We start from the raw sequence: 15,302 nt of genomic DNA, 5'->3' as shown, positions 1-15,302 counted from the left end.
TCTCAGCGCCGATGGTAGTTGGGACGCAAGTCCCTGTGAGAGTAGGACGTTGCCAGGCAAGTGAAGGACAATCCGATTAGGGTTGTCCTTTTTGCATGCTCAAAATTTAGAATTAAAATCTTTTTTTGAATGAAAAATTACTCTAAAAAGCCCACTTTCGTCATTTATCCCACCAAATATTGATAGATAAGAAATGGTCCTTTTTCAAGAGTGATTTGCAAAAAAGAATCAATAAACGGGAAGTCATTTGTTGACATCATCTTTGTTAGCTCCCCCCACCATTCAGTTTCGTAGCGTGCAATCATACTTAAATTATACAAAAGCAAATAGTGAACAAGCAGCTCTGGAAAGTGAAAAAAGTTATCCTTTTGGAAAGGAAATACGAAAGCCTTCTCGTCAAGATGATATTTTAACGGACTTGGCTTTCGAAATGATTGATCATTTATAGTAAACAAAGGAACATTATTCGAAAATAGAAATTGATCATGAAATTTCGAAGTTAAAAAATCCTTCATGCGACTGTGACTCATATGATAATGGTCGAGAATTATTTCAGGAATAAGAAACTGGTTCTCTTTTCTTTCCAACCTGGCAAAAGTTCTCCTCCCCTCCAGTCTAAAAAAAAGTTCATCTAACTCTGGGAGTAGTTTTAGCAATTCCTCCATTGTAATTTTATCCCCTTCCAACTGTTCCATGTGAAACATGGTCTTAGACATATAAGGGAAAAGTCCATTCTTTTGAAATTTGATCTCATCATGGATAAATTGGTAATTTTGTTTTTTTCTTTTTCTTGTAGTAACTCCGTGAGCGAGTACAGATGTATTTTCCGGGTATAATGGGTTTAGTGCCAAAATACTTGCTTTAATTAAGTGAACAAGACCATAAAATAGGAGAATTGGCTTTATTATTAGCGGAGAAGCTTCAGCTTGTTTATAATAAACTTGACCATGTTCCAAATAATAAATAAAGGCATAACAATTTTCGAAGGCTTTTTGATCAGGATTTTCAATTCGTTGCTTAAGATATTTATTTTTTAAAAATGCTTGTGTATTCTCAGCAGAAAATAAGAATGAGTAGCTTTTCCAGCCATTAAATTGAATCTTCAATGTTCAATCCCCTTTTTTTGAAAAGTCAAACAAATTTTTCTTTCTTGACAGTATTTTGTCCAATTGATAATCTACAAATAATAATTTTTAGTTCGGGGGGAAAAAAATGAGTAAGTTTGTAAAAGAAGGATTAACGTTTGATGATGTGTTATTGATTCCCGGAAAATCGGAAGTACTGCCGCGTGATGTTGACCTCAGTGTCGAACTTGCAGCGGGTATTAAGCTAAATATTCCAATCATTAGTGCTGGTATGGATACGGTAACTGAGGCTGAAATGGCAATTGCAATGGCGCGTCAAGGCGGTATAGGCGTTATTCATAAAAATATGACCATTGATCAGCAAGCTGAACAGGTAGAAAAGGTAAAAAGATCAGAAAGTGGTGTTATTACTGATCCTTTTTTCCTGACACCTGAGCACCAGGTATTTGATGCAGAGCATTTAATGTCAAAATATCGGATTTCAGGGGTACCAATCGTCAATAACCTTGAAGACCAAAGACTTGTCGGAATCATTACAAATCGGGACCTTCGATTTATTTCAGATTACTCTTTAACAATTTCAGATGTAATGACGAAAGAAGAGTTAGTCACTGCACCAGTTGGAACAACGTTAAAAGAAGCAGAAAAAATCCTGCAAAAACATAAAATTGAAAAGCTTCCACTTGTCGATGATAACGGCATTTTAAAAGGACTAATTACAATTAAAGATATTGAAAAGGTAATTGAGTTTCCTAATTCAGCAAAGGACAAGCAAGGGCGGTTGTTAGCAGGTGCTGCTGTTGGAGTTACAAAAGACACCATGTTGCGTGTAGCTGCACTTGTTAAAGCTAATGTCGATGTAATAGTGCTAGATACAGCCCATGGTCATTCAAAGGGTGTTCTGGATATGGTAAAGGAAATCAGAAGTGCTTATCCGGATTTAAAAATCATTGCTGGGAATGTTGCTACTGCAGAAGCTACAAAGGCGTTAATTGAGGCCGGCACAGACATCGTAAAGGTTGGTATTGGACCAGGTTCAATTTGTACTACAAGAGTTGTTGCAGGGGTCGGTGTTCCACAAATTACTGCTATTTATGACTGTGCCTTAGAGGCGGAGAAGCACGGTAAGACGATTATCGCCGATGGTGGCATAAAATACTCAGGCGATATGGTTAAAGCCTTAGCAGCAGGCGGACATGCCGTTATGCTTGGCAGTCTATTAGCTGGTGTTTCAGAAAGTCCTGGAGAAACGGAAATCTTCCAAGGCCGCCGCTTTAAGGTCTATCGTGGAATGGGTTCAGTAGCTGCTATGGAAAAGGGCTCAAAAGACCGGTATTTCCAAGAAGATGCTAAAAAGTTTGTACCAGAAGGAATTGAAGGACGTCTTCCGTATAAAGGGCCGTTATCCGAAACGATTTATCAGCTTGTTGGAGGTTTACGTGCAGGCATGGGATACTGTGGTACGAAGGACCTAGAAACGTTAAGAAAGGAATCCCAATTTATTCGAATGACAGGTGCAGGTCTAAGGGAAAGCCATCCACATGACGTTCAGATCACAAAGGAAGCACCAAACTATTCCTTATCCTAAAAAAGAGAGGGGACTTTCCCCTCTCTTTTTTTTGTGAAAAGGAAACCCTACGATTGGCATCATAGTTATTCTCTTGAAAGTTGAGAATTATCTAGCCTCGATGCACAGGAATGAATTTTGCCAAACGGCGCCTACCATTAAAATTGGGAAAAAGATAGGTCTATACACTAGCTATTATTTGTGTTTGAGTTATGTTAAAATAACAAGCGTGATTAATTCGTTGGAGGGCGTTAAAGTGAACAAAAAGTTTATTCAAAAAAGTGTTGCCACTGGATTGGCAATTATCCTATTTTTTGGCATTTTTGCAGGCTTTAATAAAGCTGAAGCAGATACTGCATTAAATGTTAATGCTGCTGGTGCAATAATAGTAGATGGACAAACAGGACAGGTTTTATATGAACAAAATGCTGATAGTTTATTAGGAATTGCTAGTATGTCTAAAATGATGACGGAGTATATCCTGCTTGATGCAATTAAGCATGGCCGTGTGAAATGGGATCAGAAATATTCTGTTGATGAATTAGCTTATAAAATCTCTCAAAATAGGGATTTATCGAATGTTCCTTTGCGCCGTGATGGAAAGTATAAAGTTCGGGATTTATATCAGGCAATGGCAATTTATTCTGCAAATGGTGCGACCATTGCACTTGCTGAAGTAATTGCGGGGTCTGAAACAAACTTTTTGAAAATGATGAACGATCAAGCTAAAAAGCTAGGAATAAAAGATTATAAATTTGTTAATTCCACTGGATTAAATAATTCAGATTATAAAGGGATGCAGCCAAAAGGTACAGATCCTACAGCTGAAAATGAAATGTCACCTCGTGGAGTTGCAACACTTGCTTTTCGATTAATAAATGATTTCCCAGATGTTCTAAAAACAGCCAGTACCCCTACAAAGATGTTTGTAGAAGGAACAAAAATGGATAACTGGAATTGGATGTTACCTTCTCTAGTGTATGGCTATCAAGGTGTGGACGGCCTTAAAACAGGAACAACTGACTTTGCTGGTGCTTGTTTTACCGGTACAGCAATGAGAGATGGCAAACGATTTATTACGGTTGTTCAAGATACAAAAGATGCCAAAGGAAACAGAAGTGACAAAAAATCCCGTTTTGATGAAACAAGAAAAATGCTAGATTATGCTTTCAGTAATTATACGAAAGAACAAATTGTCCCTAAACATTATCAAGTAAAAGGGAATAAAACGGTCAAAGTTGCTAATGGTAAAAGTAAGGAAGTTGAAATTTATACAAATACTCCTTTAAAAGCAATGGTATTAAATGGGGAGAAAAAGAACTATCAACCTGTGTTAGTTCTAGATAAAACAAAGCTTACGAAAAACGGGGAACTAACTGCACCTATTAAAAAGGGAGAAAAAGTTGGTTATTTAACCGTTGAGCCTAAAAATGGGAAAAAGTTAGACTTCTTGACCTCAGATGATCAAAAGAGACTTTCAGCAGACGTTGTTGCAAATCAGGATGTGGAACAAGCAAATTGGTTTGTTCGTATGATGAGAGGAATTGGTGGTTTCTTTGGACACCTGTTTGGCGGTATTTCAACTACTGTTAAGGGCTGGTTTTAAGCAAAATCAATTTCTTCCTTGACAGATGTCTGTTTTTGTTGTTTATTGTCATTATGGAACTATTACGATAAATTAATATAATTTCCTTAATGGTAATATATAAAAGGTTAATTTTTGAGGAAAAATAACTTAGAGGGGGATTTTACATTGGAAACAGGAACAGATAGAGTTAAACGTGGAATGGCAGAAATGCAAAAAGGCGGCGTTATTATGGACGTTGTCAATGCTGAACAAGCAAAAATTGCGGAAGAGGCTGGCGCAGTAGCAGTAATGGCGTTAGAGCGTGTTCCATCTGATATTCGTGCAGCTGGCGGTGTAGCTAGAATGGCTGACCCAACTATTGTTGAGGAAGTTATGAATGCTGTTACAATCCCAGTAATGGCAAAGGCAAGAATTGGACATATTGTCGAGGCTCGTATTCTTGAGGCATTAGGCGTAGACTACATCGACGAGAGTGAAGTATTAACTCCAGCAGATGAAGAATTCCATTTAAATAAAAAAGAATATACAGTTCCATTTGTTTGTGGCTGCCGGGATCTTGGAGAAGCTGCCCGCCGTATTGGTGAAGGTGCTTCCATGCTTCGTACAAAGGGTGAACCAGGAACAGGCAACATTGTTGAAGCGGTTCGTCATATGCGTAAAGTAAACGCACAGGTTCGTAAAGTCGTTGCAATGAGCGAAGATGAACTAATGACAGAAGCAAAACTATTAGGTGCACCATACGAAATTCTTGTCCAAATTAAACGTCTTGGTCATCTTCCTGTTGTTAACTTTGCCGCTGGCGGTGTAGCAACACCTGCTGATGCAGCACTTATGATGCAATTGGGTGCAGATGGTGTCTTCGTTGGTTCAGGAATTTTTAAATCAGAAAATCCAGCAAAATTTGCAAGAGCAATTGTCGAAGCAACAACACATTATCAAGACTATAAGTTAATTGCCGAGATTTCAAAAAATCTAGGGGTTGCTATGAAGGGTATTGAGATTTCATCGCTTGCACCTGGAGAACGAATGCAGGATCGCGGCTGGTAAAAGGGAGTCTTAAAAATGGTTAAAATAGGTGTACTTGCATTGCAAGGTGCGGTTCGTGAACATATTAAAGCTGTCGAAAATTGCGGTGCTGAAGCAGTAGCAATTAAACATAAAGAGGAACTGAGAGAAGTAGATGGTTTGATTCTCCCCGGCGGTGAAAGTACAACAATGCGCCGCCTGATTGATAAGTATGATTTTATGGATGCCCTTAAGGAATTTGCAAACGAAGGAAAGCCAATGTTCGGAACATGTGCAGGCTTGATCTTATTAGCTAAAAATCTTGTCGGCTACGATCAGCCGCACATCGGAGTTATGGATGTTACGGTTGAACGTAACTCCTTTGGCCGTCAACGTGAAAGCTTTGAAGCAGACCTTTCCATAAAAGATGTAGCTGAAGGCTTTCCAGCTGTATTTATCCGGGCGCCACATATTGTTGATGTAGGTGAAAATGTCGAAATTCTTTGTAAGCATGACGATCGGATTGTTGTTGCTAGGGAAGGGCAATTTCTTGGATGCTCATTTCATCCAGAATTAACAGAAGATTACCGCTTCACTGCTTATTTTGTCAAAATGGTGAAAGAAGCAAAAGTAAAACAACATGCATAATTCGGTTGCACTTGGCTGATAATTATAGTAGATTAAAAGTAAATATTGGCAAAAACAGTGAGAGGAACTAGTAACAAGAATTTCACTTTAAAGAGAGCCGGTGGATGGTGCAAACCGGTGAGTGAGGCTTGTGAATCCATCCTTAAGTAAAGTACGGAACACTCATTCAAGAGTAAGTAAGTACTTTCGGGTTAAAACCGTTAACATTTTTCGAGGTGGACAGGATGATCTGTCAACCAGGGTGGTATCGCGGGTAACTCTCGTCCCTGTTTTTGGGGACGGGAGTTTTTTATTTTTAGAAAGGAGTGTGTAGAAAATGCTTGATTTAAAATACTTAAGAGAGAATTTTGTCGAAGTAAAAGAGAAATTGCAGCATCGTGGTGAAGACCTAACAGATCTTGGTAGATTTGAGGGGTTGGATCAAAAAAGACGGGAATTGATTGTCGAGACCGAGCAATTAAAAAGCAAGCGAAATGAGGTTTCGCAGCAGGTTGCTGTGTTAAAACGGGAAAAGAAGGATGCAGAACATCTTATTACGGAAATGAGAGAAGTTGGCGATCGAATAAAAGGATTAGACGATGAATTACGTGTGGTTGAGGAAACGCTTGAACATCTTTTATTAAGCATTCCAAATATCCCGCATGAAAGTGTTCCGGTTGGGGATACTGAGGACGATAATATTGAAATCCGTAAATGGGGCAGTTTGCCTGAGTTTACCTTTGAGCCTAAACCTCATTGGGAAATAGCTGAGCAGCTCGGGATTCTTGACTTTGAACGGGCTGGGAAGGTAACTGGCAGCCGTTTTGTATTCTATAAGGGGCTTGGAGCACGTTTAGAACGCGCCCTCATTAGCTTCATGCTTGACCTTCATGTAGATGAACATGGCTACAAAGAGATTCTTCCGCCTTATATGGTAAATCGGGCAAGTATGATTGGAACAGGACAATTGCCTAAGTTTGAAGAGGATGCCTTTCTAATTGGCAGTGAGGATTACTTCCTTATTCCAACAGCAGAAGTACCGGTAACAAATATGCATCGGGATGAAATCTTAAATGGTGAAGAGCTGCCGATCTGCTATGCTGCTTATAGTGCCTGCTTCCGCTCTGAAGCTGGATCTGCAGGACGTGATACAAGAGGGTTAATTCGTCAGCACCAGTTTAACAAGGTGGAATTGGTTAAATTTGTAAAGCCGGAAGATTCCTATGAAGAATTGGAAAAACTGACAAATAACGTAGAACGAGTTTTACAATTGCTTGGTCTTCCTTATCATGTTCTTAGCATGTGTACAGGTGACCTTGGTTTTACCGCGGCCAAAAAATACGATATTGAGGTTTGGATTCCAAGTGCAGATGTTTACCGTGAGATCTCTTCCTGCAGTAACTTTGAAGCGTTTCAGGCGCGCCGCGCCAGTATTCGCTTCCGACGCGAACCAAAAGCGAAGCCGGAGTATGTGCATACATTAAATGGGTCAGGACTTGCCATTGGCAGAACAGTTGCAGCCATTTTGGAAAACTTCCAACAGGAAGATGGAACTGTAACGATTCCTGAAGCATTGCGTCCATATATGGGCAATCGCACAGTAATAAAGCCAGAGTAAGTAAGAAAAGCCTATGACGTAAATCATCAAGGTTCTGCTTATCCACTTTTTTCCGGGTAGGTTTGTCCCGCCCGGAAAAAAGTGTGACAAGTTGTTGACATCAAAACTAATCTATGTTAAATTAGTTTTTGTCGATATGGAGGAATACCCAAGTCCGGCTGAAGGGATCGGTCTTGAAAACCGACAGGCGGGTAACACCGCGCGGGGGTTCGAATCCCTCTTCCTCCTCCATTACTATATTTATTAACTAACGCGCATAAAAACTGGAGATAAAAAATTCGTTACAATTACTGTAGCGAATTTTTTTTATGAAAAAAAGACCGGCTATTTAACCGATCTGTGTTTCTATTTTCAAAATCTGAATTAATTTTTTTTCTACTTGATTGCAAATTTTCAAGGCATCCTCAGGCCTTTTTACCACATCAGTTTTATCCATATCAATAATAAGCACTTCACTCGCATCATATTTGTTTATTACCCAATCGTCGTAGCCCTTCCAGACCTCAAAGTAATACTCCTTAAGCTCAGGATTAATTTCAAAGCTTCTCCCGCGGGACATAATCCGGTCAAGTACAGTTTCAAATGAGCCCTTTAAGTAGACCATTAAATCGGGTGCCTTTTTAGGCAGTTCATTTAGCTCTTGCATCATATTTTGAGCAAGATCTTCATAAATTTTAAATTCCAGTCCGGAAATTCTGCCCAGGCTTTTATTTACATAGGCAAAATACCAATCCTCGTAAATGGAGCGGTCTTGAATAGTGAAGAGGGGTTCGTGCCAGTTTACACAGTCTTTTACTGTTTTAAACCGTTTGTTTAGAAAAAAAAGCTGAAGAAGAAAAGGAATTCTTCGCGTCTCAAGTTCTTCATCTGTTAACTCATAATAGAGTGGGAGAATCGGATTATCATCAACTTCCTCATAAAAAACCTTACTATCAATTCCCTGCTTTAGAAAATGCAAATTTAATGTATCTGCGACACTCGTTTTTCCAAGACCAATCATACCGCCAATAACAATACTCACTAACATTTCCCCTATTCTAAAATTGTGTTTGTCAAGCTGTCTGATTTAAATGATAATGAAAGTTTATCAAGAATATACTGTAAATCATCTTTGTTTTTCACAAAATCCATCTCATCACCATTAAAGCGAAGAACAGGTATTTCCGGGTGGCTCATTTCAAAGCTTGTTATTGCTTCCTCATAGTCAATCGAGAGCCGTTCCAAGTATAACGGGCTAATGTTTTTTTCTATTTCCCGACCTCTCGATTGAATCCGCGCTAATAAAGTTTCAAGACTTGCATTCAAATAAATGATAACATTCGGTTTTGGCGTGCCACTTGTTAGAATTTGATAAATTTGATAATATTTTTGATATTCCTCGCTACCTAACGTTCGTTGTGCAAAAATCAGGTTTTTGAAAATATGATAATCAGCAATGACTGCCTGCTTTTTACTTAAGTAATGGGTGCTAATATCTCCTAATTGCTTGTAGCGATTGCAAAGAAAGAACATTTCAGTTTGGAAACTCCATTCTTCAATGTTTTCATAAAATTTCCCCAAAAATGGATTTTGATCCACTATTTCTTTTAATAAAGCAAAATGAAAATGTTTTGAAATGGCCTTTGCAAGTGATGTTTTTCCAACACCAATTGGCCCTTCAACCGTTATAAAGGGTGTTTCCTCCATTACGTATCCTCCCTCACCAGCTGTCCACAAAGACACCAAATGAATCAGTCATTTAAATCGGCACAAAGAATAGTTTAACATAATTAAATGTTTGAATGGTTATCCAATATTAGCAAGAAATAAACTTTTAAAATAGTAAAAACTGCCGAGCAACGGCAGTCTAATGGTTTTATACCTTTTTGACTACATTAAAGTTTTCAGTAATTAACAGCCAATTTTGTGGGAAGGCTAAGCCGAGCTTCCAGTAACTCATTCCACGTAAGTTCATTTCCTTAATCAAATTAAATTTTGCTTGGATGGACCTGGCATCTTCAAACCAAACCTCATGCTCCTTGCCATCCCCGGCTCTGTATCGGAAATGAGGTGCCTGTGCCTTAGTGTCATATTGAATGGGGACGTTATGCTGGGCTGCCAGCTGGATTGCCTGCTGAGGGCTTACTGCCTTTGCAACCGTTCCTGGAGTAAAGGGCAGAGTCCAATCGTACCCATATAGGTTTTGCCCCATAAGGATTTTATTTGATGGCATTTCTGTTACTGCATAGTCTAATACCCGTTTCACCTGATCAATAGGTGATACAGCCATGGCGGGGCCACCGCTGTAGCCCCATTCATAGGTCATAATGACGACAAAATCTGAGATTTGACCATGTGCCTTATAATCATGACCTTCATACCATTTCCCTTTCTGGGTTGCGCTTGTCTTTGGGGCAAGAGCTGTCGACATAAACCATCCTTCACGGGAAAAGCGGTCTTTTGCTTTTCGTAAAAAACGGTTATATGCTTCGCGGTCTGCAGGCCGTAAGTATTCAAAATCAAAATGGATGTCTCTGAATCCATATCGGTGAGCTGTTGCAACGATGTTATTAATAAATTTATCCTGGATAGCTATGTCATTTAGTAAAATCCGCCCTAATTCATCACTAAATTGATCCTGTTCCTGGTTATTAATTACCATCATGAGGACGTTACGGTGTTCCTTGGCGATTGCTGGGAAGTTGTCTAAGAGCGGCGCTTTCAGTGTCCCATCTCGACGGGCTTGGAAGCTAAATGGTGCTAAATAGGTTAAATAAGGTCCAGCTTCTCTTGCACTTCTTTCTAATGCGGGAGCGACTGACGTTCCTCTTGGCTCTACATAACCGTTAAATTCCCCTCTTTTTTTTTGTCCTTGGGGGATATAAAGCCGGAAACCAACTTGAAGAGGCTGATTTAAAGAAATTCGATTAACAGTTGCAAGCTGCTGAGGAGTAACTCCAAATCTGCGGCTGAGGGAATATAAATTATCTCCCTGTCTTACTGTATAAAATTGACCAATAATCGGAATCACAATGGCTTGCCCAATCACGAGATTGTTCGGATTAGGTAAATCATTTGCTTCTACGATATCATTTACAGTTGAGTGATAAAGCCTAGCTATTGTTGTTAGCGATTCATTCCTTTGCACGACATGAATTTGCATTGCTATCCCTCCTTGTGCAAATACGCTACAACCATTTTATGTGGGTAAAAGCTGATAAATGTTATAATGTTGGTAAATTTTTAATTCCTATGGGCAAGCCTAACAGCAGCCTTTAATAAAATACAAAATTATCTAGCAGAAAACTAAGGGTGATTTTTCATGGAAGAGGAATATAATCAAGATGAATTTTTTATGAAGGAAGCGATTAAGGAGGCCAACAAAGCAGAAGCACTGAATGAAGTGCCCATAGGTGCCATAATTGTTTATAAGGGAGAAATTATTTCCCGGGCACATAACCTGCGTGAAAGTCAGCATAATGCGATTGCGCATGCTGAGCTGCTTGCAATTGACCAAGCCTGCCAGAAGTTAGGAACATGGCGTCTTGAGGATACAACCCTGTATGTAACACTTGAACCGTGTCCGATGTGTTCCGGAGCGATTCTACTATCGAGAGTAAAACGAGTTGTTTACGGAGCAGTTGACCCGAAGGGAGGGTGTGCAGGAACATTGGTGAACATTCTTCAGGATCCGCGCTTTAACCACCAGAGTGAGGTTACTGCGGGCATTTTGGGTGGAGAGTGCAGTCAGATGCTTTCGCAGTTTTTTCAACAGCTCCGTGAAAGAAAAAAGGCAGTAAAAAAGCAAAGTAAGCAAATAGCACGCGAAAAATAAATACAGTATTTTACAATTGATAAACATTGCTTTTTCGGTCAAAACTTAGTATACTAAAAAAGCGTTAAAGATAGCGCACTAAATATGGTATCAATTTTGCCGTGCTAAGCGGGGAGGTAGCGGTGCCCTGTACTCGCAATCCGCTCTAGCGAGGCCGAATCCCTTCCTGAGGCTGATATCCTGTAGGGTCCGCCTTAAGTAAGTGGTGTTGACGCCCGGGTCCTGCGCAATGGGAATCCATGAACCATGTCAGGTCCGGAAGGAAGCAGCATTAAGTGGAAGCTCCCATGTGCCGCAGGGTTGCCTGGGCCGAGCTAACTGCTTAAGCAGCGCTTATGGGAGTCAGTCAATGGAAGGTGCACGGCAGTTATTACATAACAAAAAGTGAACTCATCTCTAGAAAAAAGAGATGAGTTTTTTGTACATTGGCTTTGTAATAGTTAAAACAGATACGGTATAATAGGAGAGATAATGATTTGGAAGGGGGCGATGTCAATTGGCTTATCAAGCTTTATACCGTGTTTGGCGACCACAGACATTTATTGACGTAGTCGGCCAAGAACATGTAACCAAGACATTGCAGCACGCCCTGCTTCAACAAAAGATCTCACATGCCTATCTTTTTTCTGGTCCACGAGGAACGGGGAAAACAAGTGCGGCGAAAATCCTTGCAAAAGCCGTTAACTGTGAAAGGTCACCGGTCAGTGAACCGTGCAATGAATGTGCGACGTGTAGAGGGATTACCGACGGGTCGATTCCAGATGTCATTGAAATTGACGCTGCTTCAAACAATGGCGTTGAAGAAATCCGTGATATCCGTGATAAAGTTAAATATGCACCAAGCGTCTCAAAATATAAGGTTTATATTATTGACGAAGTGCATATGCTTTCCATTGGGGCATTTAATGCTCTTTTAAAAACCCTTGAAGAGCCGCCAAAGCACGTAATCTTTATTTTAGCAACAACAGAACCACATAAGCTTCCACTTACAATTATCTCAAGATGCCAGCGTTTTGACTTTAAAAGGATTACTGCCCAATCGATTGTCAATCGAATGAAGTTAATTGTCGATGAGACAGGTGTAAAGTGTGATGAACGAGCCCTAAAAATAATCGCCAGATCTGCAGATGGCGGAATGAGGGATGCATTAAGTTTACTAGATCAAGCCATATCATTTAGCCAGGATCAGGTAACGTTAGAAGATGCCCTTACTGTTACTGGATCTGTGGCACAATCCTTTTTAAATCAATTAGCGGGTTCCATTGTAGAAAGAAATGTGGCCAGCGGGTTAGAGGCATTAGAAGGACTAATGCATCAAGGGAAGGATCCCGCCCGTCTCGTTGAGGATTTCATCCTCTATTACCGAGATATGCTGCTCTATAAAGCAGCACCCAATCTCGATGAGTCAATGGAAAGAGTCTTGCTTGATGATGAATTTAAAAAAATGTCCGAGCAGGTTCCTGCTGAACAAATTTACCAGCTTATCGATATACTAAATAAAGCACAGCATGAAATGCGGTGGACGAACCATCCAAGAATTTTTCTTGAAGTGGCAATTGTAAAGCTATGTCAAATGGAACAAAAACAAGCGGAACAGGTCCAAACGGGCGAAGTTGGTCAGTTGCTTTCACGAATTGAGCAATTGGAGCACGAACTGCAGGATCTAAAAGTACATGGTACAGCCGTCCTGCAGGAGGCAGCCCCATCTGCTCACAAGCCTTCACAGCGGTCCTCAAAAAAGAGCTTTCAGCCCCAGGTTGGAAAAATAAATGAAGTGTTAAAGCATGCGACAAAGAATGATTTGAACCAGATAAAACGCCACTGGGCGGAAATGCTGTCGAAGCTGATGAAGTCACATGCCGCTTTATTAAATGAAGCGGAGCCAATCGCAGCATCAGCCGATGCGTTTATTATAAAATTCAAGCATGAAATGATCTGCCAAATGGCAATGGATAACCATAAGTTTATCCAAGCAGTGGTTGATGCATTACAACAGCTGACAGGACAGAGGCTTACACTTTTGGGTGTACCTGAAGAACAATGGGGATCGATTCGCGAAAGCTTCTTAAACAGTCACCAGGTTCACGAAAATGAACCAAAGGTTGAAGAGCCTCACATTGCTGAAGCGAAAAAGTTATTTGGTGAGGAATTTATTGAAATCATTGATTAAAAAATTGGAGGTAATTGCTAATGATGCGTGGCGGAGGAAATATGCAAAACATGATGAAACAAATGCAAAAAATGCAAAAGAAAATGGCGGAAGCACAAGAAGAACTAGGTGAAAAAAGATTAGATGGAACAGCTGGCGGTGGAATGGTTATAGTAACAGTAACTGGCCATAAGGAAGTTGTCGATGTAAAAATAAATCCTGAAGCAGTTGATCCTGATGATGTTGAAATGCTTCAAGACCTTATTTTAGCTGCAACAAACGATGCACTAAAAAAAGCAGATGAATTAACCAATAGTACAATGGGACAATTTACAAAAGGAATGAACCTTCCTTTCTAGAGAGGAATAATGAAAATGCATTATCCTGAACCAATATCGAAGCTGATTGACAGCTTTATGAAGTTGCCAGGTATCGGCCCTAAAACAGCAGGTCGACTGGCTTTTTTTGTCTTAAATATGCAAGAAGATACTGTGCTTGACTTTGCAAAAAACTTAATTAATGCGAAACGCAACCTCACATATTGTTCTGTATGCGGGCATATAACAGATCAGGACCCATGTTATATTTGTGAGGATGCCCGCAGGGATAAAACGACGATATGTGTCGTCCAAGATCCTAAGGATGTTATCGCAATGGAAAAAATGAAGGAATACAATGGGTTGTATCACGTTTTGCATGGAGCTATATCCCCAATGGATGGACTTGGACCCGAGGATATTAATATTCCAGACCTCTTGAAGCGGCTCCAGGATGAAACAGTCCAAGAAGTTATCCTTGCTACCAATGCAAATATTGAAGGGGAAGCAACCGCGATGTATATTTCTCGCTTATTAAAGCCGACAGGAATAAAAATCACAAGAATTGCCCATGGCCTCCCTGTTGGCGGAGACCTTGAATATGCTGATGAAGTGACCCTTTCAAAAGCAATAGAAGGACGAAGAGAAATATAATGGTAACGGGGGAATAAACCTTGTTTTTTCAGCGCAAGAGTTGGCTGCGAAATGAATTTGATGAAAAACTCATTAATGGTTTAAATAAATACAAGCTGGATTGGCAGCAGCAAAAGCAGCTGTTGGCAAAAAGCTTTGATCCTTCAGAAGAAGTAATTTGCGAGTCAAAACTGGCTGAGGCAAAGTACTTTTTTCTCCTTAAGGAAGCAAAACATAGGAATATAAGATTAAATCGATAATAAGATTAGAAATGTGAAGGTGCCCATCTAAGTCACTTTCCCCAAGGCCAGACATACAAGAGTTCAGAATATAAAAAAAGATGAGTCTAAACAACTCATCTTTTTTAATGGTCTATGTTACCTAGCTCTTACATAAGTTAGTTGTACAAGTTATGTAAAAGGGGGAACTCATGTTGCAGCCAATTTACGTTATTACTATTTTAGGTGGACTCATCCTATTGCTATTGTTTTCAGGAGCACCTATAAAACCAGTCAGGTTTATCGGACAATCAATCATAAAGCTATTAATCGGCGCATTGTTACTTTTTTTCTTAAATGTAGGGGGAAGCAACTACGGTATTCATGTTCCGATTAATTTTGCAACATCTGCTGTTTCTGGCTTTCTGGGGATTCCAGGTCTAGTTGCTTTAGCAGCGATTGAAAAAATGGTTCTTTAAAGATAAACTTGCTACTTTTTAGCGGTTTATCTTTTTTTGAAAAAAGGGTTGACCTAATAAAAATAATCGTGTAATATATAAAAGGTCGTCAGCAGATGACAATAAAAAATAAAAAAAGTTGTTGTCTTCAGCAACTGAAAATGTTATACTAATATAGTCGCTTACGAGCGACAAACAAATTGATCTTTGAAAACTAAACAAG

The 15,302-nt window shown here is 39.7% G+C and carries 15 protein-coding genes, 1 tRNA gene, 1 other RNA gene and 1 other annotated feature; of the genes, 13 read left to right on the top strand and 4 right to left on the bottom strand.

Annotated elements, in window-relative coordinates:
• Window positions 1-164: 164 nt before the first annotated feature.
• The gene (locus JN080_RS27230; protein ID WP_256239088.1) at window positions 165-1,106 is read right to left on the bottom strand and encodes a YaaC family protein; all 942 of its coding nucleotides are present in this window, start codon (window positions 1,104-1,106) and stop codon (window positions 165-167) included.
• A gap of 106 nt (window positions 1,107-1,212) precedes the next feature.
• Between JN080_RS27230 and guaB the strand changes: the two genes are divergently transcribed.
• From guaB to JN080_RS27200, 6 genes are all read left to right on the top strand, one after another.
• Window positions 1,213-2,673, top strand: a complete 1,461-nt coding sequence (gene guaB, locus JN080_RS27225) for an IMP dehydrogenase (RefSeq protein WP_256239087.1) — start codon at window positions 1,213-1,215, stop codon at window positions 2,671-2,673.
• Between the two features lie 235 nt (window positions 2,674-2,908).
• Window positions 2,909-4,258 (top strand): D-alanyl-D-alanine carboxypeptidase family protein, encoded by a 1,350-nt coding sequence (locus JN080_RS27220; protein WP_375141790.1) that lies wholly within the window; start codon window positions 2,909-2,911, stop codon window positions 4,256-4,258.
• Between the two features lie 147 nt (window positions 4,259-4,405).
• Window positions 4,406-5,287 (top strand): pyridoxal 5'-phosphate synthase lyase subunit PdxS, encoded by an 882-nt coding sequence (pdxS, locus tag JN080_RS27215; protein ID WP_256239086.1) that lies wholly within the window; start codon window positions 4,406-4,408, stop codon window positions 5,285-5,287.
• A gap of 15 nt (window positions 5,288-5,302) precedes the next feature.
• Window positions 5,303-5,893, top strand: coding sequence for a pyridoxal 5'-phosphate synthase glutaminase subunit PdxT (pdxT, locus tag JN080_RS27210; protein WP_256239085.1), 591 nt, complete (start codon window positions 5,303-5,305; stop codon window positions 5,891-5,893).
• Window positions 5,894-5,941: 48 nt separating this feature from the next.
• Window positions 5,942-6,164, top strand: a binding site (T-box leader).
• 45 nt (window positions 6,165-6,209) lie between these two features.
• Entirely contained in the window at window positions 6,210-7,490 is a 1,281-nt protein-coding gene (serS, locus tag JN080_RS27205; RefSeq protein WP_256239084.1) for a serine--tRNA ligase, read from the top strand.
• A 138-nt stretch (window positions 7,491-7,628) separates the two neighbouring features.
• Window positions 7,629-7,721, top strand: a tRNA-Ser gene (locus JN080_RS27200).
• Between the two features lie 97 nt (window positions 7,722-7,818).
• Here JN080_RS27200 and JN080_RS27195 read toward each other — a convergent pair.
• From JN080_RS27195 to JN080_RS27185, 3 genes are all read right to left on the bottom strand, one after another.
• Window positions 7,819-8,511 carry a deoxynucleoside kinase gene (locus JN080_RS27195; protein ID WP_375141789.1) on the bottom strand — a complete coding sequence of 231 codons (693 nt, stop codon included), beginning with the start codon at window positions 8,509-8,511 and terminating at the stop codon, window positions 7,819-7,821.
• A gap of 11 nt (window positions 8,512-8,522) precedes the next feature.
• The gene (locus JN080_RS27190; RefSeq protein ID WP_256239082.1) at window positions 8,523-9,176 is read right to left on the bottom strand and encodes a deoxynucleoside kinase; all 654 of its coding nucleotides are present in this window, start codon (window positions 9,174-9,176) and stop codon (window positions 8,523-8,525) included.
• A gap of 169 nt (window positions 9,177-9,345) precedes the next feature.
• A complete protein-coding gene (locus JN080_RS27185) occupies window positions 9,346-10,632 on the bottom strand; it encodes a glycoside hydrolase family 18 protein (RefSeq protein ID WP_256239081.1) in 1,287 nt (428 codons plus the stop codon).
• A 159-nt stretch (window positions 10,633-10,791) separates the two neighbouring features.
• Between JN080_RS27185 and tadA the strand changes: the two genes are divergently transcribed.
• From tadA to JN080_RS27150, 7 genes are all read left to right on the top strand, one after another.
• Entirely contained in the window at window positions 10,792-11,304 is a 513-nt protein-coding gene (gene tadA / locus JN080_RS27180; RefSeq protein WP_256239080.1) for a tRNA adenosine(34) deaminase TadA, read from the top strand.
• Between the two features lie 99 nt (window positions 11,305-11,403).
• Window positions 11,404-11,668: signal recognition particle sRNA large type (gene ffs, locus JN080_RS27175), an RNA gene on the top strand.
• Between the two features lie 132 nt (window positions 11,669-11,800).
• The gene (gene dnaX / locus JN080_RS27170; protein ID WP_256239078.1) at window positions 11,801-13,474 is read left to right on the top strand and encodes a DNA polymerase III subunit gamma/tau; all 1,674 of its coding nucleotides are present in this window, start codon (window positions 11,801-11,803) and stop codon (window positions 13,472-13,474) included.
• A 23-nt stretch (window positions 13,475-13,497) separates the two neighbouring features.
• Window positions 13,498-13,812 carry a YbaB/EbfC family nucleoid-associated protein gene (locus JN080_RS27165; protein ID WP_256239091.1) on the top strand — a complete coding sequence of 105 codons (315 nt, stop codon included), beginning with the start codon at window positions 13,498-13,500 and terminating at the stop codon, window positions 13,810-13,812.
• Window positions 13,813-13,827: 15 nt separating this feature from the next.
• Complete coding sequence (gene recR, locus JN080_RS27160; RefSeq protein ID WP_256239090.1) at window positions 13,828-14,424, top strand: recombination mediator RecR; 597 nt, start codon at window positions 13,828-13,830, stop codon at window positions 14,422-14,424.
• A gap of 20 nt (window positions 14,425-14,444) precedes the next feature.
• A complete protein-coding gene (locus JN080_RS27155) occupies window positions 14,445-14,663 on the top strand; it encodes a YaaL family protein (RefSeq protein ID WP_256239077.1) in 219 nt (72 codons plus the stop codon).
• A gap of 173 nt (window positions 14,664-14,836) precedes the next feature.
• Entirely contained in the window at window positions 14,837-15,100 is a 264-nt protein-coding gene (locus JN080_RS27150) for a pro-sigmaK processing inhibitor BofA family protein (protein ID WP_256239089.1), read from the top strand.
• Window positions 15,101-15,302 lie beyond the last annotated feature (202 nt).

The sequence above is a fragment of the Bacillus sp. EB600 genome (assembly GCF_024494385.1).
GTDB lineage: Bacteria > Bacillota > Bacilli > Bacillales > Cytobacillaceae > JAEVLT01.
This window is presented reverse-complemented; position numbering and strand designations above follow the sequence as displayed.

Bases quoted from the DNA above. Each gene is read 5' to 3' on its own strand.
- guaB (WP_256239087.1), top strand. From the start codon at position 1,213: ATGAGTAAGTTTGTAAAAGAAGGATTAACGTTTGATGATGTGTTATTG.
- pdxT (WP_256239085.1), top strand. From the start codon at position 5,303: ATGGTTAAAATAGGTGTACTTGCATTGCAAGGTGCGGTTCGTGAACAT.
- serS (WP_256239084.1), top strand. From the start codon at position 6,210: ATGCTTGATTTAAAATACTTAAGAGAGAATTTTGTCGAAGTAAAAGAG.
- JN080_RS27190 (WP_256239082.1), bottom strand. From the start codon at position 9,176: ATGGAGGAAACACCCTTTATAACGGTTGAAGGGCCAATTGGTGTTGGA.
- JN080_RS27185 (WP_256239081.1), bottom strand. From the start codon at position 10,632: ATGCAAATTCATGTCGTGCAAAGGAATGAATCGCTAACAACAATAGCT.
- tadA (WP_256239080.1), top strand. From the start codon at position 10,792: ATGGAAGAGGAATATAATCAAGATGAATTTTTTATGAAGGAAGCGATT.
- JN080_RS27165 (WP_256239091.1), top strand. From the start codon at position 13,498: ATGCGTGGCGGAGGAAATATGCAAAACATGATGAAACAAATGCAAAAA.
- recR (WP_256239090.1), top strand. From the start codon at position 13,828: ATGCATTATCCTGAACCAATATCGAAGCTGATTGACAGCTTTATGAAG.